At 65.8% G+C, this 19163-nt stretch carries 14 protein-coding genes; 7 read left to right on the forward strand and 7 right to left on the reverse strand.

What is annotated here, in order from left to right; translation table 11 throughout:
- Positions 1 to 150: 150 nt before the first annotated feature.
- The 6 genes from ACW5DW_RS10830 to ACW5DW_RS10855 form a co-directional block, all read right to left on the reverse strand.
- Complete coding sequence (locus tag ACW5DW_RS10830; protein ID WP_457018870.1) at positions 151 to 444, reverse strand: immunity 53 family protein; 294 nt, start codon at positions 442 to 444, stop codon at positions 151 to 153.
- Between the two features lie 64 nt (positions 445 to 508).
- A complete protein-coding gene (locus tag ACW5DW_RS10835) occupies positions 509 to 1159 on the reverse strand; it encodes a hypothetical protein (RefSeq protein ID WP_457018871.1) in 651 nt (216 codons plus the stop codon).
- Between the two features lie 74 nt (positions 1160 to 1233).
- Positions 1234 to 2031 (reverse strand): hypothetical protein, encoded by a 798-nt coding sequence (locus ACW5DW_RS10840; RefSeq protein ID WP_457018872.1) that lies wholly within the window; start codon positions 2029 to 2031, stop codon positions 1234 to 1236.
- Between the two features lie 554 nt (positions 2032 to 2585).
- Entirely contained in the window at positions 2586 to 5744 is a 3159-nt protein-coding gene (locus ACW5DW_RS10845; protein ID WP_457018873.1) for a TonB-dependent receptor, read from the reverse strand.
- Between the two features lie 484 nt (positions 5745 to 6228).
- Entirely contained in the window at positions 6229 to 9219 is a 2991-nt protein-coding gene (locus ACW5DW_RS10850) for a TonB-dependent receptor (protein ID WP_457018874.1), read from the reverse strand.
- Positions 9220 to 9507: 288 nt separating this feature from the next.
- The gene (locus ACW5DW_RS10855; protein ID WP_457018875.1) at positions 9508 to 10479 is read right to left on the reverse strand and encodes a LysR family transcriptional regulator; all 972 of its coding nucleotides are present in this window, start codon (positions 10477 to 10479) and stop codon (positions 9508 to 9510) included.
- A gap of 195 nt (positions 10480 to 10674) precedes the next feature.
- Between ACW5DW_RS10855 and ACW5DW_RS10860 the strand changes: the two genes are divergently transcribed.
- Genes ACW5DW_RS10860 through ACW5DW_RS10880 form a run of 5 tightly spaced genes read left to right on the forward strand, consistent with a single transcriptional unit; the run spans position 10675 to position 15998 of the window.
- Positions 10675 to 11298, forward strand: coding sequence for a 2-dehydro-3-deoxy-6-phosphogalactonate aldolase (locus ACW5DW_RS10860; protein ID WP_457018876.1), 624 nt, complete (start codon positions 10675 to 10677; stop codon positions 11296 to 11298).
- On the forward strand, positions 11295 to 12446 hold the full coding sequence (dgoD, locus tag ACW5DW_RS10865) for a galactonate dehydratase (RefSeq protein ID WP_457018877.1): 1152 nt from the start codon (positions 11295 to 11297) through the stop codon (positions 12444 to 12446). Before ACW5DW_RS10860 ends, dgoD begins: the two co-directional genes overlap by 4 nt.
- A gap of 4 nt (positions 12447 to 12450) precedes the next feature.
- The gene (locus ACW5DW_RS10870; RefSeq protein WP_457018878.1) at positions 12451 to 13368 is read left to right on the forward strand and encodes an SMP-30/gluconolactonase/LRE family protein; all 918 of its coding nucleotides are present in this window, start codon (positions 12451 to 12453) and stop codon (positions 13366 to 13368) included.
- Positions 13365 to 14267, forward strand: a complete 903-nt coding sequence (locus ACW5DW_RS10875) for a 2-dehydro-3-deoxygalactonokinase (RefSeq protein ID WP_457018879.1) — start codon at positions 13365 to 13367, stop codon at positions 14265 to 14267. The genes ACW5DW_RS10870 and ACW5DW_RS10875 overlap by 4 nt, the downstream gene beginning before the upstream one ends.
- A gap of 27 nt (positions 14268 to 14294) precedes the next feature.
- Entirely contained in the window at positions 14295 to 15998 is a 1704-nt protein-coding gene (locus tag ACW5DW_RS10880; RefSeq protein WP_457018880.1) for a glycoside hydrolase family 43 protein, read from the forward strand.
- Between the two features lie 192 nt (positions 15999 to 16190).
- Here the strand turns inward: ACW5DW_RS10880 and ACW5DW_RS10885 are convergent, their stop codons facing one another.
- Positions 16191 to 17873: a 4Fe-4S dicluster domain-containing protein gene (locus tag ACW5DW_RS10885; protein WP_457018881.1), complete on the reverse strand. Its 1683-nt coding sequence runs from the start codon at positions 17871 to 17873 to the stop codon at positions 16191 to 16193.
- 161 nt (positions 17874 to 18034) lie between these two features.
- Here ACW5DW_RS10885 and queD point away from each other — a divergent pair, with 161 nt between their 5' ends.
- On the forward strand, positions 18035 to 18388 hold the full coding sequence (gene queD, locus ACW5DW_RS10890) for a 6-carboxytetrahydropterin synthase QueD (RefSeq protein ID WP_457018882.1): 354 nt from the start codon (positions 18035 to 18037) through the stop codon (positions 18386 to 18388).
- Between the two features lie 144 nt (positions 18389 to 18532).
- On the forward strand, positions 18533 to 18937 hold the full coding sequence (locus ACW5DW_RS10895; protein ID WP_457018883.1) for a phasin family protein: 405 nt from the start codon (positions 18533 to 18535) through the stop codon (positions 18935 to 18937).
- Positions 18938 to 19163 lie beyond the last annotated feature (226 nt).

Consider the following 19163-nt stretch of genomic DNA (forward strand, 5'->3'; position numbering starts at 1 on the left):
CGGACTGCGGTCGCCTTGAAGGTCGTGCTGTAACGCGGGGTCGTACGTGGGCCTGGTTTCGGCATGGGAGCATCTCCTGATTCGTTAGGTCAGGGTGTCCACTAAAGCGAAGGAAGTGCCGGTTCGGCTTGAATGAATTGTTAGGCCGCGCTACCGACCCGCCCACGTGAGGAATTGCTGTAATAGCTCAGCTAAGTTGCCCGCGCCGCCAGAACCAAAAAATTTCTCTGACTCCACTTTGCAGTGAATCCAATCTGCATCGTCCTCAGAGTCTCCCCGACTGATCGCACTGAACTCCTTGCCGCTCAACTCAGTCTCGCGAAGATCAACTTCTAGCGTCCAGCCAGGATTGTCGAGCGTTTCGATCTTGACGCCGAACGAATGCTCCCAGTCCTCGTTGCATTGGGACGTGTACCAATCTTGCAGTCCCTGAAGTTCTTTCATAGCGGCCTAACGCTTGAGTTAAGCCGAACCGCGAAGCGGTTTCGGCTTGAATGAACTGTTAGGCCTACGCGCTGAGGAGGTCATGAAGGTGAGGGCAGCATTCGTTGCAGTAGTGCAGGAATGCAGAGGTCTCCTCATCTTCGAGTTCATCATATGTCATTAGATCCTGCTTCTCCGGCAAACTCACGCCCGCATTTCGGGCGCGGTCCCAGCTGTCCTTAGGCATTGGGGCATAGGACAGAGCGAACATCCCTCGAACAATTGCGGGGTGACAGATGCCGACCGCTGCACCATCTAGAGTGTCAGTCCAAAGATCAGACATGACAGTTTTAGAATCCACCTTGCTCAATGCGGATTTACTCATGAAACTTGCTAAGTCGTGGGTCCCATTCAACCCCATCAGATCAGTGAGCACGTAATCCGAGAATTTCATGTTTTCGTTCACATGAGTTGGAACGAGATTCTCAGATGCTAGTTTTGCGACTTGTCCGCCGCTCTCCGCGAGTCCGAACATTGCGTGATAGAAGGTGTCAACGCGGTCACGGTAGCGAGAGCCGAGAATACAACCCAATTGAAAGAAGTAGCTTCGAAGCGCGTAGCTTTGAGCCAACTTCATGTAGGGCCCTCCAAAAATTCTGGAGCTTTGTTCATGCTTGACGCGGGCGCCAATCAACATCCGGGCATAGCCTGCAATGTCGCCGGTGCGTTCGATCATCTTTCGGGCTCCAGAAGTAGGCCTAACGCCTGAATTAAGCCGAGCCGCGAAGCGGCTTCGGCTTGAATGAATTGTTAGCCCTCTGCTGCGCCACGCTCAACGAGCTTGATCTTGTTGTCCTCAATGGCCCAGAGGGTTCCATTTGGCGGCGTGGAAACATACATGGTTTTCTTGGCCCAAAGGCTCCAAAACACGTGTGCCTCTGTGGGAACAGGGTCGAGCAAGTGCGTGATCATTAGCCCTACTGAACGAGGATTAGTTTGCAAGGCGATACAAGTGCGGGTAAATCCGCGCCGCGAAATCACCTTGGAGCCATCAGTCTCGACGCGGTAGGTGCCCCCTATCGGGACGACGTTGCTCTTTGTGGTTCCAGGAAGCAGGTACACAACCCAGCTCTGAGTGGGGGCGCCATTGCCCGGCAACACAACGGAGTTGTAGTCGTTGGAGCACGGCTGAAAGTTTGAAGCTAATGCTGTGACGCGAGCCGCAGCAGCGCCAGACTCAAACTCGGTCAGAGGGGTGGGCGCGTCAAGCACAGCGATAGGGCCAACGAGCCTGCCGGTGTTTGAAACTATGGCGCGGTACAGCGCTGCAGGAGCTTGATCGATGAACGTAACGGTGATCTCGCCTTGTCGCTCCTCAGTGATCCAACCCTTTACGCGCTTGTCTTTCTTGAATGCACGAATCTCAAGAGCCGCATCCGTAGCAACTGCAGCAGCCCGATCATGGCGATAGATGGCCGATCCCGTAGCTTCAGCCGCTTGTAGTGCGACAGCTTCTTGGTCAGCTGGCAATTCAACGGGTAGTGGTTCCTGTGCAGCAGCCGATTGGCAGGCAAAGGCGAGGGCAAGCGCTAGAAAGTAACGGGTCATATGGATCTCGGTTAAGAGGGCTAACTACGATTAGACCGACAGTATCGGCATAATCCCGATTCTCCGCTTCAGATCTCTGCCACGTCAACGGGAACTTTCCGTTCCCAGTCAGGCGCTTGGGACCCCGGATGGACATGGGCGCCGTCCGATGCGGCAATGTTTATCCGGTGTGCCCGCGGTCATATCGCATATGACGGCCATGTCACCGCATATCGGGGCGCAGGGGACGTACGGTTGCGGGAGTGCCCACCGCTTGATTCGCATGGAGGCGGGCCGTCTCTCGCCGAGCGCGGGACCGTCTATCCAGTCGTCCGTTGCCACCAGATGGGCGGGATATGCGGCGAGAATCCTTCGGAAGCTGCGTGCATTGACTGGCCCGCTGCGGCGCAATTCTCGTAGGCGTGTGCACGCACACGCCATGCATGGCTCGCGCCAGCGCCTGAGGGGCCGCGATCCCTTAGCGCGCTTTCCGGCGTTAGTGGTACCGGGCCGCATCCGGCTCTAACGCAAAGCCACCGCGCGGCTGGGCCGCGCGGTGGCATTTGCTCGTCGGCTTACCAGCTTGCGCGCAGCACCGCCGAGTAGCGGCGGTCATTCTCGAACCAGGCGCGGTTGTAGAGCGTCTCGTCCACGAAACCATCGCGGCGGTAGCCGCGCGGGCCCATCAGCAGCTTGGTGGTGCTGTTGGTGATGTTGTTCACCTGCAGGCCCAGCTGGATGTTGTCGGTGAGGTTGTAGAAGAACGAGCCGTCGAGCTGGCCGTAATCGTCATTCCACACCGGCTGGCGCATCGCCGGCATCACGTCGCTGCTGGTCAGCAGGTATTGCGAACGCCAGTTGTACGCCAGGCGGAACGACACCGGACCGCGTTCGAAGATGCCGATCACGTTGTAGCTGCGGCGGGACAGTCCTTCCAGCGGCAACTCGAGGGCGACCTCAGGGACCACGGGCGCGCCGGTGGGAATGCCCACGTCGACGTTGGTGCCGCCGGAGCTGTCCACGAAGGTGTAGTTCGCCTGCACACCCAGGCCGGGCAGGAAATCGAAGAACTGCGAATAGCCGAGCTCGAAGCCCTTGATCTTGCCTTCGTCCAGATTACGCGTGCGGTTCATCTGGTAACTGCGCCCATCGATGATGTCGGTGCCCAGGGACGTGGCGAAGTAATCCTTCACGTCCTTCTTGAACACCGTGATGTACGCGCTGTTGGCAGGACCGAAGTACCACTCGAGTGCGGTGTCGAACTGGTTGGCGCGCATCGGCTTCAGCTCGGGATTGCCGCCGCTGCCGCTGTAGGCCAGGTCATCGGGCCCGCACAACTCGGTGCGCAGTCCATCGCGCCGGGCCTGGGAACAGCCTGCCGCATTGGCCGACAGGGTGATCCAGTTTTGCATCAACCGAAATTCCGGCCGGGCAATGGCCTTGGACGCCGCAAAACGCCACTGCAACCCATGGTCGAAGCGCACGCGCAGGTTCAGGCTGGGCAGGACGTCGGTGTAGGAGGTGCTCACCTGGCTGGTGAACGCCTGTCCATAGAACATATCTGCCAGTTCCGGCACCACGTCTTCCACGTAGGAGCCGACCATGTTCGGCATCAGGCCACCACCCAGGCTCTTGACGCTGGTCTTGACCACGCGCACGCCGACGTTGCCGTCGACCGGATTGGCCAGCTCGTCGTTGCCGAAGTACAGGATGCCGTAGCCGGCCTGGGTGCGCTCGCGCTGCTGGTTGATGGCGTCAGGCGTGAAGCTGATCGGGCTCCACTGGGCACCCGTGATCGTCCCCAGGGTCCCGTCGACCCTGTCAATGTCCACGAAGCCGTCCTGCGCCGCCCAGAACTGGGTCGGGACATTGGCGTCGCCGCCGAAGAAATCGTTCATCGTGTACAGCGACGACTCGGTGGGGTAGAACTGGTCCAACCACGCCACCGGCGGCCGGGTCGGATCCGGGTTCTCGATCCTGTTCCAGTCGTCGCTGATGGGCTGCCAGTTGTAGCCGGTGGACTGGCTGGTGTACTCGCGATCGGCGACGCGCACACCGAATCGCGCCATTTGCAACCAGCTGCTGTCGACGAAGTTGTACTCGAAGTCCATGCGACCGGCACGCTCGTGGCCTTCGTTGTCGGCCAGGTGGTCCATTGCCGAGCGCCAGAAGTAGCTGTCCTGCTGCAGGACCCTGCTCGAATCATCGAGCGTCACCGACGGGTACTTGCCGGTCAGGTCCAGATGGATGCCTTCCAGCAAGGTCGACGTATGGACGGAGAAGTCGACCTGGTCACTGGTGGCCTTCACGTACTGGAAGTCACCCCGCACGAGGAAGTTGTCGGTAATGAAGTGCCTGAAGCCGGCCGACCAGTCAGTGGTCTTGGAGGACTGCACGTTGTAGCGATTGCCGGCCGCGAACTGGATGCCGGGACCCTGGTACATGCCGTTGGAATCGTCCCCCGGCTGCCCGCGCCAGCCACCCAGGCGAATGTTGCCCCGGAGGAACCGGCCGTTGTCGTCATACTCGAACTGCGTACCAGGCATCGGGATGATCCTGTTGGTGCGGTCCGCCAGGCCATCGCCACCATCGTAGGCGTTCCCGAAATAGTTGGGGTCACCGGTCCAGTTGTCGGTGTTGTTGGCTTCGCCCGCTCCGGCGTACTCCATGAAGTGCTCGCGCCACGTCATGTCGTACTTGGACGTGATGAACTGGGTGTAGATCTCGGTGTCGTCATTGGGACGCCACTGGAACGCAAAGGCGCCGCCCTGGCGCTTGCGATCGAAATCGGTGCGGCGCCAGTTCACGCCGCCCGGCACGAACACGTGGTCGCGGTCGGTGCCTTCCAGCAGGAGATCGCGCTGGCTGTCGGACGACACCCAATTCTCCTCCTCCCAGTCGTACACATAACCTTCCCCGTTTGGCAGGCCTTCCGGCTGCTCGGCCGGCGTGCGGCCGCGACGCGAATAGGGCTGGATCTGGATGCCGTCGGACTGCGTGGCCAGTTCGGAGTAAGAGACGTTGGCCAGGAAGCCCATCTCACCCACGCCGGTCTGCCAGCGGTCGCTGAACAGGAACGAGGCGGACGGGCGGGCGTCCTTGGCCTTGTCGCCGTAGTTGTAGTCGACGCTGCCGGCGATCTTGCGGCCCTGCTCGTCAAACGGCATGCGGGTACGCAGGTTGATGGTGCCGCCCAGCCCGCCTTCGATGATCTCGGCCGACGGGTTCTTGTACACGTCCACGCCGGCCATCAGCTCGGCCGACACTTCCTCGAAGCTGATGCCACGGCCACCGTTGGCGGTGAACACGTCGCGGCCGTTGAGCTCGCCGCGCACGAAGGTCAAGCCGCGGATCATCACGCCGCTGCCCTCGGCCGAAAAATGGTCGGTATCGTCGCGCGCAGCGAAGCCGGTGACGGTCAGGCCACTGATGCGCTTGAGGGTCTCGGTGACGCTGCGGTCGGGCAGCGCGCCGATGTCCTCGGCGGTCACCGAATCGACGATCTGCGTGGCTTCCTGCTTGATCTCCTGGGCGCGCATGACGCTGCCGCGGATGCCGGTGACCACGACCGTATCGAGGTCGACGGCCGCGTCATCGGCGACCGGCGCGGCCTCCTGGGCGAGAGCCGGGCCGGCGAGCAGGGCCGAGACCGCGAGGGCGATGGCGCTGCGCCGCAGCGTGCGTGAAGTGGCCTGGCGGCCGCCTGGATGACGGTTGTTTCGAAGTGTTTGCATGTTCCCCTCCCAAGGAATACGAGCAGACATGTACGGCAGCACGGACCCGCGTCCCGGCAGTCTGCCGAGCCGCTACGCCTGCAGTGGTATCGCGTTTATTGCCCCCTTGCTGCAATCGCGGCGCCGCCCTCGGGCACGACACGTGCAGCAACCTGAAACGGCGGGAATCCGATTCCCGTTATTCTCGTGGCGGTCTGTGCCGCAGGGCGAAGTTACCGCTAACACCGCGAAGCCGTCAATGCATCGGTGCGCCCGAAACCATCACGCGACGGGCGGGGGCTGCATCGGGTTTTGCCGGGTGATGCCGCCGCAAGCGCCGGCAACGGTGTGCGCAGCCGCGGAGGGGTGCGGCCGGCCCGATGGAACCAGGCCGCCCTCCCGGCCTGGTCCGCTGGTGGTGAGGTCCCAGCGGATCCGCGGAATGGCCGCGGCCAGGTCGGGATTGCGGTCGTCGACGCCCGCCCGGGCGGGCGGGCGCTGGCGATCAGAACGACAGGCGCACGGTCGCGGCGTAGCGACGGTCGTTGACGTACCAGGAGGTGATGCGGCTGCCGGCGCCGTTCTGATCCATGATCGTGCGCTGCTCGGCGTTGTTGAGGTTGTTCATCTCCAGCCCGACCTGCACGTGGTCGGAGAACCGGTAGAAGATCGAGCCGTCGAGCTGGCCGAAGCTGTCGCTGTAGACCGGCAGCTTCCAGGCGATGGTCTGCTGGGTGTCGGGCGTCGTGTACTCTCCGTTGTAGCCATTCGGCCCCACCGCCAGCAGGTACTTGCTGCGCCAGTTGTAGGCCAGGCGCACCTGCCACGGGCCCTTCTCGTAGAAGACCGCCGCGTTGTAGGAGTTCTTCGAAAGACCGTCGGCCGGCAGGTTGTCGAATGTGCTGCCGTCGGTATCGACCGGCACCGCGTTCGATCCGCTCGGGATCCGCGTCGAACTGTCGATATAGGTGTAGTTGGCCGACATGCCCAGGCCATCGAACGGCGCGGGCAGGAAGTCGAAGAACTGGTTCCAGCCGAGTTCCGCGCCCTGGATCTTCGCGGTACCGATGTTGACCAGCCGCGAAACCAGGTAGTTGTACTCGTTGCCGTCCGTGCCCGGGTACGGCACCAGCTCGGTCTGCTGGCGGAAGTAGTCTTCGACATCCTTGTAGAAGAAGTTCACCCAGGCCATGCCGCCGTGGTCGGGCGCGAAGTACCACTCCAGCGACAGGTCGAACTGGTTGGCCTTCATCGGCTCCAGGTAGGGGTTGTCGTTGGAACTGCCGGTGAGCTCGAGGTCGCTGACGGGCGGCAGGCTGCCATCGGTCGGCGGATCGATGCCGGACCGCATGCTCGCATTCAACAGCTGATAGGCCTGCATGTCGCTGAAGTTGGGGCGGGCGATGGCCTTGGACGCGGCGAAGCGCGCGATCAGGTCCGGCGCGAACTCCCATCGCAGATTCAGGCTCGGCAATACGTCGGTGTAGGAGTTCTCCGCGGTGATCGGCGTTGATTCGCCGGCACCCAGATATGGCGCGTAGACCAGGTTCGGGTAGACGGTGAATCCATTCGCTGAATTTCGGGTACGGACCACGCGCACGCCTACGTTGCCGTCGAATGCAGCGTCGACGGGACCGAAGCTGAGCATCAGGTAGGCGCCATCGGTCGACTCTTCCTGCTCGTTCAGGTGTTGCGGGCCCGGGAGCATCGGGACATAGGGCGCAATTGTGGGCGAGCCGTCTGCGTTCCTCAGGTAATAGGGGTCGGCGGCATCGTGAATCGCCTGATAGCTGTTCGGGTATCCCAGCGCGGTCGAGAGAATGGGTGCGTAGAGTCCACCGGGAGCGCCGACATCACCGCGATAGAAGTTCTGGAACTGGTTGAGATGGACCAGGCTGGAGTTGACCTCGCCGTTCAGATCGAGGCCGGGCAATGGCTGGTCGCCCGGCAGTGCCCACCACTGCATCCATGGCTGGATGACCGCCACCCAGTTGTAGCCAGTGTCGATGCTGGTGGCGTCGCGCCGGGTCATGCGCACGCCACCTTCGATCGACCTGAAGAACCCCGCATCGAAGCTGTGCTTGAGGTCCGCACGCCAACTCACCTGCTCGGCTTCATTGTCGTCCTGGTGGTCCATGGTGAACCCCCAGTAGTAATTCGCCGGGTTTGTCGTGAACTGGCCATCGACGTTGATGGAGGGCAAGCCTCCACCCAGAGACACGTCGATGTATGGCACCCGCAAACCCAGGGCCACGGTGGAGTCCAGACTCTTCGTGGTCGACTTGATGTACTGGATGTCGGTGGACAGTTCGTTCCTGTCGCCGATCAACCATTTCAGGCCCGCCGAGAAGTCGTTGGTCTTGGATGCGCGGTGTGATGCACGGATGTCAGTCCCCATTGGCACGCCGCCAGGCTGGGTGATCCGCCCGGAACGGAACACGCTTCCGTCCAGTTCGTACGGTTGGCTGGCGTCGAGCGCGACCTGCGTCGGATCGTTGTCGACGAAGATCGCATCTTCATACCAGAGTTCGTCGTACTTGCTCTGGAAAGCCGTCGCGAAGACTTCGACACGATCGTTCGGTCGCCACTGCAGGGCGACGTAGGCACCTTGCCGTTCGCGTTCGTACTCGAGCGTGCGCCAGTCGGCGCCACGCGGCAGCCAGAGGTCATCGGCGATCCCGTCGCCACCAAGATCGGTATTGCCGTTGTTGAAGAACGGCCGCACGAACATGCCGTCGGTGCGGGTGGCCAGTTCGGAGTGGGCCAGGTCGACCAGGATGCCGAACTCGCCGGCGTCGGTTTCCCAGCGGTTGCTGTAGAGGATCGACCCGGAGGGTTTGACGTGTTCGGCAAAATCGCCGCGGTTGACGCTGAAGGACGCGCTCAACCTGCTGCCGTCAAAGTCGAGCGGCATGAAGGTACGCAGGTCGACGCTGCCACCAAGGCCACCCTCGATCATCTCGGCGGTCTGGTTCTTGTACACGTCCACGCCGGCCATCAGTTCGGACGGGACGTCCTGGAAGCTCAGCGCGCGACCGCCAGAGGCGGAGAAGCTGTCGCGCCCGTTGAGCTCCGAGCGCACCTGGGTCAGGCCGCGCACCTGCACGCCGCCACCCTCGGCGGAGAAGTGCTCGGGATCGCCGACGGAGAGGAAGCGGTCGATGGTCACGCCCGGAATGCGCGAGAGCGTTTCGGTGACGCTGCGGTCGGGCAGCGCGCCGATGTCGAGCGCGGTGACCGAATCGACGAAGGTGGCGGCCTCGCGCTTGATGTCCTGCGCGCGATAGACCGAGCCGCGGATGCCCGACACCACCACAGCATCGAGAGTCTTGGCTTCTTCCTGCGCGGCGGCGGGCGGATCGGCCTGCTGCGCATGCAGCGGGGCGGCGAATACGGCAGCCACGCCCAGGGCGATGGCGCTGCGGCGGAGACTGCGGACGGCGTGGTGTCCCGCGGACCGGCTTGCAGCCGGGCGGCGCTGGTCGAGCGTTGACATGATGTTCCCCTCCCAAGGGCACATGACAAGCGGTTCGGATGTCTTTGCTGGCCTGGTGGCGGCCTCTTCGCGGTACGCGGCAATCCGGCATGACAACGCCAGACACTGCGCTCAGGGCGAGCATAGGAGCGCCGATCCATGCGCTACCAATGAATTTTTAGGCTCGAGCTAGTCCGGCCCGGAATATCTCGCTCACCGGCGCGCCAAGTGGGAGGCCCGCGCGAGGCCAAGGATGACACCGCTGGACAGCCAAGGCAGCGCATGAGATGGCGCTGCCACAACGGCGGCTCAGGCAGCCGGTCCCAGCTCCGGCAGCGGCGGATAGATCCGCCGCGCGGTCGCGCGCAGGGTTTCGAGCATGTGCGCCACGCCGGGGGCCGGCGCCTTGTCGCGTCGGCGGATGATGCCGAAGTACTCCATGCGCACGTCCAGCTCGATCGGCAGCACCTGCATCTGCGCGGTCTGCAGGTAGGGGGCGACGCATTCCGGCGGCAGTGCGGCCAGCAGGTCACTGTGGCGCAGCAGGTGGATGATCACCGGCAGCGAGGCGGTCTCGACCAGGTTCTGCGGCGAGCGCAGGCCGTGCTGGTGGAATACCGCGTCCAGCCGCGTACGCAGCACGCTTGCCGCCGGCGGCATGATCCAGCCGTAGTCCTGCAGGTCGGCGTGCCGCACCTGATCGCGCATCGCCAGCGGATGCCCTGCCCGCACGATCACAGAATGCGGCTCGTCGGCCAGCGGTTCGAATTCAAGTTCGGCCGCGCCTTCTGGCCCCATGATGCGGCCGATCACGACGTCGAGGTGTCCGTCGAGCAGGCGCGCGACCAGCGGCCGGCTGTAATCCATCTCCACTTCGACCAGGATGCCCGGGTAGTCGCGCTTCATCGCCGCCACCGCCTGCGGCACCAGGGTGGTGCCGGGGTTGACCACGGTGCCGATCGCGACCTTGCCCAGTCGGCCTTCGCGCAGGGCGGCGATCTCCTCGCCGCCGCGCTCGATCTCCGACAGCGCCGAACGCGCGCGCCGCACCATCGCCAGGCCGTACGCAGTCGGCTCCACCCCGCGCGCATGGCGGTCGAACAGCTGCACGCCCAGCAACGACTCCATTTCGGCCAGCAGCTTGGACGCCGCCGGCTGGGTCATGTTGGCCGCCTCGGCTGCACGCAGCACCGAGCGCTGGTCGTGCAGGTGCAGCAGCAGCGCCAGGTGGCGCGTCTTCAGACGGCTTGCGCTGGTCCAGCCACCGGCGGCTTGCGCCATGCCCTGTCTCCCTGCACGCTATTCGGTCGTGGAATAGCGTACGCCGAATATTTCATTTGTCGTACATACCCCACCACGCCAGCCTAGTCCCGCCGCGACGGGCAGGCAGCCCCTCAGGCGACCTGTCGCACTAACAACCTCTGCCTCATCCCCAACGGATGCGCCGCAGATCCACCGGAGCCCCACCGCAAGCCCATGGACGACCCGCACCCGCCCTTCGCTCCCCCGCTGATCGCGATCCTGCGCGGCATCACGCCGACCGAGGTAGCCGCACACGTCGAGGTGCTTCTGGAAGCAGGCTTCGGCGCGATCGAGATCCCGACCAATTCGCCGGAGTGGGCACGCAGCGTGGCGATCGCGGTCGCGGCCTGCGGTGACCGGGCCGCGGTTGGCGCCGGCACCGTGCTCGAGCCGTCCCATCTGGACGCACTGCAGGCGTCCGGGGGGCGCCTGGTGGTGACGCCCAACGTGCGTCCGGCGCTGATCCGGCAGGCGCGCGAGCGCGGATTCACCATCGCCGCCGGCTGCGCCACCGCCAGCGAGGCCTTCGACGCGCTCGAGGCCGGCGCACACATGCTCAAGCTGTTCCCGGCATCGGTGTATGGCCCGGCGCTGGCGCGGGCGCTGCGCAGCGTGTTGCCGCCGGTGCCGCTGCTGGCCGTGGGCGGCATCACCCCGGACAACCTCGGCGAGTACCTGTCGGCCGGGTGCAGCGGCGCGGCCATCGGTGGCGAGCTGTATCGCCCGGGCCAGGCGCCGGCGCAGACGGGGGCAAACGCGCGCCGCTTCCTCGATGCGTGGCGGGAGCACGCCGCATGAAGATCACCCGCCTGACCACCTGGCACGCGCCGCCGCGCTGGCTGTTCTTGAAGATCGAGACCGACGAGGGCATCAGCGGCTGGGGCGAGCCGGTGATCGAGGGCCGTGCGGCCACGGTCGAGACGGCCGTGCACGAGCTGGGCGAACTGCTGGTCGGCCGCGACCCGGCGAACATCAACGACCTGTGGCAGCTGATGTACCGCGGCGGCTTCTATCGCGGTGGCGCGATCCTGATGAGCGCGATCGCCGGCATCGACCAGGCGCTGTGGGACATCAAGGGCAAGGCGCTGGGTGTTCCGGTGTACCAGCTGCTGGGTGGCCTGGTGCGCGAGCGGATGAAGACCTATCGCTGGGTCGGCGGCGACCGCCCGGCCGACATCGTCGCGCAGATGCAGGCGCACCGTGCGCTCGGCTTCGACACCTTCAAGTTCAACGGCACCGAGGAGCTCAAGCTGATCGACAGCCCGCGCGCGATCGACGCGGCGGTGGCGAAGGTGGCGGCGGTGCGCGAGGCGGTGGGCGACACGATCGATTTCGGCATCGATTTCCACGGTCGCGTCAGCGCGCCGATGGCGCGGGTGCTGCTGCGCGAGCTGGTGCCGTTCAAACCGCTGTTCGTCGAGGAGCCGGTGCTGCCCGAGCAGTGGGAGTACTACCGGCCGCTGTCGGACGCGACGTCGATCCCGCTGGCCGCGGGCGAGCGCATGTACTCGCGCGCCGAGTTCAAGCCGGTGCTGGCCGCGGGCGGGCTGGCGCTGCTGCAGCCGGACCTCTCGCACGCCGGCGGCATCACCGAATGCATCAAGATTGCGGCGATGGCCGAGGCCCACGACGTCGGCCTGGCGCCGCATTGCCCGCTCGGCCCGATCGCGCTGGCCGCCTGCCTGCAGGTGGATTTCGTGTGCTGGAATGCGATGCTGCAGGAGCAGAGCATCGGCATCCACTACAACCAGGGGGCGGATCTGCTCGACTACGTGCTCAACAAGGACGATTTCCGCTGCGACGCAGACGGCTGCATCGCCGCACTGCCAGGTCCCGGCCTGGGCGTGGAGATCGACGAGGAACTGCTGGCGCGCGTGAGCCGCGAGCCGCCGCAGTGGCGCAATCCACTGTGGCGCCACGCCGACGGCAGCATGGCCGAGTGGTGAGGCGATGAGCCGCGTGCACGCTGCCGATTCCGTCGCGACGCTGGCGGTCGACAGCCGCTGCCAGCTGGGCGAAGGCATCGTCTGGGACGAGCGCACGCAGCGCCTGTACTGGACCGACATTCTTTCATCGCGGCTGTGGATGCACGCACCCACAACGGGCGAGACGCATCGCTGGGACTTGCCTGAGCCCCTGGGCTGCCTGGCGCTGTGCGAGGACGGTCGCTTGCTGCTTGTCCTGGCCAAGTCGATCCGCATCGCCGATGCGCCGGTGCCGGATGCCCCGCTCGTGCTCGACACCCTGTGCGCGCTGGAGCCGGAGCTGGGCGCATCCACGCGCAGCAATGACGGCCGCTGCGACCGACACGGCAACTTCGTGTTCGGCACCAAGGACGAAACCGGCGCCGATCCGCCGCTGGGACGCTACTACCAGTTCTCCATCGCACACGGCCTGCGCCCGCTTCCATTGCCGAGTGCCGCGATCCCCAACTCGATCTGCTTCTCGCCCGACGGCGCGACAATGTACTTCTGCGATTCGGTGGTCCCGCGGATCCTGCGCTGCAGCTACGACCCGGCGGCGGCCACGGTGTCCACGCCGGAACTGTTCGCACAGGTCGAAGGCGGCGGCGCACCCGATGGGTCGACCGTCGATGCCGAAGGCCATCTGTGGAACGCGCAGTGGGGCGCGGGCCGCGCGGTGCGCTACGCGCCCGATGGCCGCATCGAGCGCATCGTCGCCATTCCCGCAGGCATGCCGTCTTGCTGCGCCATCGGCGGCGAGCGCCTGGACACGCTGTACGTCACCACCGCGCGCGAGGACATGGACGCGGCCGCACTGGCGATCGCGCCCACCGCCGGCAGCGTGTTCGCACTGGCGCTCGGCGCGCCGCTGGGCCTGCCCGAAGCGCGGCTGCGCAGCGCATGATCGCGGTCGACTGGGGCAGCACACACCTGCGCATGTACCGGCGCGGCGGCGACGGCACGCTGCACAAGCGCGTGCGCAGCGGCCAGGGCACGCTGGCCAGCAACGGCCGCTACGGCGAGGTGCTCAGCCGCGAACTCGCCGACTGGGACGAAGGCCCGGTGCTGCTGTGCGGGATGGTCGGCGCCCGCGGCGCCTGGCATGAGATGCCCTACCTGGACTGCCCCGCCGGCATCGACTCGCTGGCAGCCGGCATGCGGCGCGTGCAGCTGCCCGACTTCGCCGATCGCGAGCTGTGGTTCGTGCCCGGCCTGCGCGACGCCGGCGCGGACGCGGTGCCGGACGTGATGCGCGGCGAGGAAACCCAGGTCGCCGCCCTGCTCGATACGCTGCCCGACGGCGTGCATCACGTCTGCCTGCCCGGCACGCACAGCAAATGGGTGGGCATCCGCGATCGCCGCGTGCAGCGCATCCGCACCTTCATGACCGGCGAGCTGTACTCGGTGCTGCGCGGCCACAGCATCCTCGGCGCGCTGATGGACGGCGACGACAGCCGCTTCGACGCCGAGGCGTTCGATGCCGGGCTGCGCCGCAGCGGTGAGCCCGGCGGCCTGACCCACCATCTGTTTGGCGTGCGCACGACCGGCCTGTCGGGCCAGTTCCGCGGCGAGGCCCTGTCCTCGTATCTGTCGGGGCTGCTGATTGGCCATGAATTGCACGGCGGACTGGCCGAAAACGGGGCGCGGCCGGGGCTGGTGCATCTGGTCGGCAGTGAGCGCCTGCTCAACGTGTATGCCCGCGCGCTGACCGCATTCGGCATCGGCGTCCAACGCCACCCCGAAGACCTGGCCGCGCATGGCCTGCATGTGCTGTGGCAGCGGCGCATGGCGGCCGCGGCCTGAGCCTTGCTCCACACGAGGAGCACGCCGATGCGCGCGTACCTGATGCACGGATTGACCGGGCTGCTCGCCAGCCTGCTGGCCGCCGGTGTCTGCGCCGGCGAGGCGCGCTTCACCGCGATCGACTACCGCGGTGACGATGGCGGTCCGCCGCCCCTGGCATCGCAGTTCCGCAATCCGGTGGTCGCGGGTTTCCATCCCGATCCCTCGGCGATCCGGGTCGGGGACGATTTCTACCTGGTCACCTCGAGCTTCGGCTACTACCCGGGGCTGCCGCTGTTCCACAGCACCGACCTGGTGTCGTGGCGGCAGATCGGCAACGCGATCGATCGTCCGCAGCAGATGCCCTATGGCGATGGCGAGGAGCTGACCCGCGGCCTGTTCGCAGCGACGCTCAGCCATGACGGGCGCCGCTTCTACATCGCCAACACCTGCTTCTACTGCCCGGGCCGCGGCATGGGCAATTTCATCATCACCGCCGACGATCCGGCCGGGCCCTGGTCGGATCCGGCATGGCTGGACATCGACGGCATCGATCCTTCGCTGTTCTTCGACCGCGACGGCCGCGCCTGGCTGGTCAACAACGGTGTGCCCGAAGGGCCGATGCGCTACGACGGACATCGCGCGATCTGGATCCAGCAGTTCGACCCCGGCACGCTGTCGCTGACCGGACCGCACATCCAGCTGGTGGACGCGGGCGTGGATCCGGCCAGCAATCCCGAACACGTCGAAGGCCCGCACGTGTTCCGCCGCGGCGACTGGTACTACCTCACCGCGGCCGAGGGCGGCACCGGCGAGCAACACGCGCAGATGATCTGGCGCAGTCGCAGCGTCACCGGCCCTTACGAGGCATGGCAAGGCAACCCGACGCTCACCCAGCGCGACCTGGATCCAGCGCGCGAAGTACCGGTCACTTCCACCGGCCATGCGCAGTTCGTCGAGCTCGCCGATGGCTCGTGGTGGTCGGCGTTCCTCGCCACGCGCCCGTATCGCGGCAACCAGTACAACCTCGGGCGCGAGACCTTCCTGCTGCCGGTGGAATGGCGCGACGACTGGCCGCAGATCCTGCCGCGCGGCGCGCGCGTGCCGATGGCGCTGGAACGCCCGGCGCTGCCGCGCAGCGAGCAGCCACTTCCCAGCAGCGGGCCGATGGCGTGGACGGAAAGCTTCAGCGGCGATGCGTTGCCGCATGCATGGGTGATGCTCGATCCGCCGGCGAGTTCGTGGTTCTCCACGGGCGCCGATGGGCTGCGCATGACGCCCTCGGCGACGCCGCTGGGCAGCCACGGCACGGGACACGGCCAGGCCTCGTACCTCGGCCACAGGCTGCAGCACCATCGCGCGAGCATTGCCACCACCATCGATGCGTCCGCGCTCGATGCCGGCGAACTCGCCGGCCTGGCGCTGCTGCAGGACGAGCGTCATCACTACGTCGCGGCGATCGAGCGGGACGGAGATGGTGCTTGGCTGGTGCTGCTGCGACGTGCCGGCGAGGCTGATCCCCTGCACGGACATGAACTCGCACGCGTCGCCCTGCCATCGCTGCCTGCGCAGGCCTGGCTGCGGATGCGCCTGGATGCGCCACGCCTGGACGTGGACTACGCGCTTGCGCCCGGCGACTGGCAGCCGCTGGCCGAGGACCTCGACGCCAGCGTGCTCAGCGTCGACACCGCTGGTGGCTTCATCGGCAACACCTTCGGGCCATATGCGGTGAAGCGCGAAGGCCAGCCGTAGGGATCTGTCAAGGCGGCTTCGATTGACGCCGACGTTTCGACCGACGTTGTCATTTCGAACCGAAGGGAGAGGCGCTCTTCAACGGCGAAGCCGGTAGATCTTCGTTCCAATGCGACGGAAACGGATTTCTCCCTCCGGTCGAAATGACAGGCGCAGTGGAATGCCGATGTCCGCCACAACCGGCGCCAGTCGCTACATTCCTGCGTAGTTCGGCCCGCCGCCACCCTGCGGCGCCACCCACACGATGTTCTGGGTCGGGTCCTTGATATCGCATGTCTTGCAGTGCACGCAGTTGGCGAAGTTGATCTGCAGCCGTTCGTTGCCAGGCTCCCCCACGAACTCGTACACCGCCGCCGGGCAGTAGCGCGCCTCGGGGCCGGCGTATTCCTTCAGGTTCACCTCCACCGGCACCGACGCGTCCTTCAGCGTCAGGTGGCTGGGCTGGTTCTCGTCATGGATCGTGCTTGACAGGAACACCGAGCTGAGCCGATCGAAGGTCAACACGCCGTCGGGCTTTGGATACTGGATGCGCGCGTGCTGCGCCGCCGGCTCCATGCAGGCGTGATCGGGCCTGTCGCGATGGATCGTCCACGGCGGGTTGCGGATGCCGAGCTTCGGCAGCAGCCACTGTTCGATGCCGGTCATCAGGGTGGCGAACGTGCGCCCCTTCTTGAACCACTGCTTGAAATTCTTCGATTGCAGCAGCTCGGCGTGCAGCCAGCTGCCCTCGAACGCCTGCGGATACGCAGTAAGTTCGTCATGCGCGCGGCCTTCGCCCAGTGCCGCGAACGCGGCCTCGGCGGCGAGCATGCCGGTCTTGATCGCGGCATGGCTGCCCTTGATCCGGCTGGCGTTGAGGAAGCCAGCCTCGCAGCCCACCATCGCCCCGCCCGGGAACACGAGCTTCGGCAGCGACAGCAGGCCGCCCGCGGTGATCGTGCGCGCGCCGTAGCCGATGCGCTTGCCGCCCTCCAGATGCTTGCGGATCGCAGGATGCGTCTTCCAGCGCTGGAATTCCTCGAACGGGCTCAGCCACGGATTCGCATAGTCCAGGCCAAGCACGAAGCCGACCGCGATCTTGCCGTCCTCGGCGTGGTACAGGAACGAGCCGCCGTAGGTATCGTCGGCCAGCGGCCAGCCGGCGGTGTGCACCACCAGGCCCGGCTGGTGTGTCGCCGGATCGGCCTGCCACAGCTCCTTGATGCCGATGCCGTAGCTCTGCGGGTCGCGGCCCTCGTCGAGCCGGAACTTCGCGATCAGCTGGCGGCCGAGATGGCCGCGCGAGCCTTCGGCGAAGATCGTGTACTTCGCGTGCAGCTCCATGCCCAGCTGGAATTCAGCGGTCGGCTCGCCGTCCTTGCCGAGGCCGAGGTTGCCGGTGGCCACGCCGCGCACCGCGCCGGCCTCGTCGTAGAGCACCTCGTCGGCGGCGAAGCCGGGGAAGATCTCCACGCCCAGCGCTTCTGCCTGTGCGCTGAGCCAGCGCGCGACCGCGCCCAGCGAGACGATGTAGTTGCCGTGGTTGTTGAAGCAGTCGGGCAGGAAGAATGCCGGGGTGGACTTCGCGCCGGATTCGTCCAGGAACAGGAACTCGTCGCGCGCGACCGCCTGCTTCAACGGCGCGCCGCGCGCTTCCCAGTCGGGGAACAGCTCGGCCAGTGCGCGCGGATCGATGATCGCGCCCGAGAGGATGTGCGCGCCCGGCTCCGAGCCCTTTTCCAGCACGCAGACCGAAACTTCGCGCCCGCCCTCGGCGACCAGCTGCCTGAGCCGGATTGCGGTCGCCAGCCCGGCTGGGCCGGCGCCCACCACGACCACGTCGTATTCCATGGCCTCGCGCGGGCCGTAGGTGGACAGAAGTTGTTCGGGCGTCATCGGCTTTGCTCCTTGCGGGGCATGGCGGGGGTGGGAACTGCACGCGGCGGTCGTCGGCACAAACCGCGGGCGGCGCTACCGGAGGTGCCGTACGCTACCGCATCGCCCCCGCAAACCCCAAGCGCGATTGCCGCCCAGCGGCCGCGCGCGGACAATGCGGCATGGAAATCTTCAAGAGCTTCACCCTCGAGGCCGCGCACCGCCTGCCCAACGTGCCGCCGGGCCACAAGTGTGCGCGCCTGCACGGGCATTCGTTCGGGGTGGAACTGCACGTGGCCGGCGAGCCCGGTCCCGATACCGGCTGGGTGATGGACTTCGCCGACATCAAGGCCGCCTTCAAGCCGCTGTACGAGCAGCTCGATCATCACTACCTCAACGACATCCCCGGCCTGGAGAACCCGACCAGCGAGCGCCTCGCGGCCTGGATCTGGGAGCGGCTCAAGCCCGCGCTGCCGCAGCTGAGCGCAGTCGTGATCCGGGAAACCTGCACGTCGGGCTGTCGCTACAGCGGCTGACACACGCAAGCCATTGATTCTCTTGGTAGATGAATCCTTGCTGTGCCGTTCGTCGGGAAATGTTGCATCGCAACAATAGGGCGGATATGCTGCATCGCACAAACCGGCAATCCGTGCCGGCACCTGTCCGCCAAGGAGATTCCCATGAACTACCAGTACAACGAGCAGTTCGCCGCCGCGTCGCGTCAGTTCGCCGACACCGCCGCGCGCATCAACCAGCTCACCCTCGAGAACGCGCAGAAGGCGTTCGGCCTGCAGCTGGCCACGCTGGAAGAGAACGCGCAGGCCGCCTTCTCGTTCTTCGGCGAGGCTGCCGAGGTGCGTGACTTCGACGGCTTCAAGACCCTGCTGCCCAAGGGTGTGCAGATCGCCCGCGAGAACGTCGAGCGCAGCATCGGCGCCGGCCAGGAAGTCTTCGGCAGCACCGTGAAGACCAACGAAGCCATCGCCCAGATCGCCAAGTCGCAGCTCGAGACCGCCACGGCGAAGGCCCAGGCTGCCGCCGAGACCGCGACCGCCCAGGTCACCAAGTCGGCCAAGCGTCGCTGATCCAAGCGGGTCCCCAAGCCGACGCGATCCCTCCCCTCTCGCGTCGACGCAACCCGGCAGCTACGGCTGCCGGGTTTTTTTATGGGCGCTCCTCCCGTTCGAGTCCTGTTCGAGGGGAGTCGGCTGCTGTGCAAGCGATTGGATCAGGCCTGCGGTCGGAGTCGTCCCGGCCCGGGGGTTGCTCCCCGGCTCGGTCAGCCATCCATGGCTGACTCGCCGCCGCAGC

This window comes from Luteimonas sp. A482 (assembly GCF_054072655.1).

Bases quoted from the DNA above. Each gene is read 5' to 3' on its own strand.
- dgoD (WP_457018877.1), top strand. From the start codon at position 11,295: ATGAAGATCACCCGCCTGACCACCTGGCACGCGCCGCCGCGCTGGCTG.
- ACW5DW_RS10835 (WP_457018871.1), bottom strand. From the start codon at position 1,159: ATGATCGAACGCACCGGCGACATTGCAGGCTATGCCCGGATGTTGATT.
- ACW5DW_RS10880 (WP_457018880.1), top strand. From the start codon at position 14,295: ATGCGCGCGTACCTGATGCACGGATTGACCGGGCTGCTCGCCAGCCTG.
- ACW5DW_RS10855 (WP_457018875.1), bottom strand. From the start codon at position 10,479: ATGGCGCAAGCCGCCGGTGGCTGGACCAGCGCAAGCCGTCTGAAGACG.
- ACW5DW_RS10895 (WP_457018883.1), top strand. From the start codon at position 18,533: ATGAACTACCAGTACAACGAGCAGTTCGCCGCCGCGTCGCGTCAGTTC.
- ACW5DW_RS10840 (WP_457018872.1), bottom strand. From the start codon at position 2,031: ATGACCCGTTACTTTCTAGCGCTTGCCCTCGCCTTTGCCTGCCAATCG.
- ACW5DW_RS10875 (WP_457018879.1), top strand. From the start codon at position 13,365: ATGATCGCGGTCGACTGGGGCAGCACACACCTGCGCATGTACCGGCGC.
- ACW5DW_RS10885 (WP_457018881.1), bottom strand. From the start codon at position 17,873: ATGACGCCCGAACAACTTCTGTCCACCTACGGCCCGCGCGAGGCCATG.
- ACW5DW_RS10845 (WP_457018873.1), bottom strand. From the start codon at position 5,744: ATGCAAACACTTCGAAACAACCGTCATCCAGGCGGCCGCCAGGCCACT.
- ACW5DW_RS10860 (WP_457018876.1), top strand. From the start codon at position 10,675: ATGGACGACCCGCACCCGCCCTTCGCTCCCCCGCTGATCGCGATCCTG.
- ACW5DW_RS10830 (WP_457018870.1), bottom strand. From the start codon at position 444: ATGAAAGAACTTCAGGGACTGCAAGATTGGTACACGTCCCAATGCAAC.
- ACW5DW_RS10850 (WP_457018874.1), bottom strand. From the start codon at position 9,219: ATGTCAACGCTCGACCAGCGCCGCCCGGCTGCAAGCCGGTCCGCGGGA.
- ACW5DW_RS10870 (WP_457018878.1), top strand. From the start codon at position 12,451: ATGAGCCGCGTGCACGCTGCCGATTCCGTCGCGACGCTGGCGGTCGAC.
- queD (WP_457018882.1), top strand. From the start codon at position 18,035: ATGGAAATCTTCAAGAGCTTCACCCTCGAGGCCGCGCACCGCCTGCCC.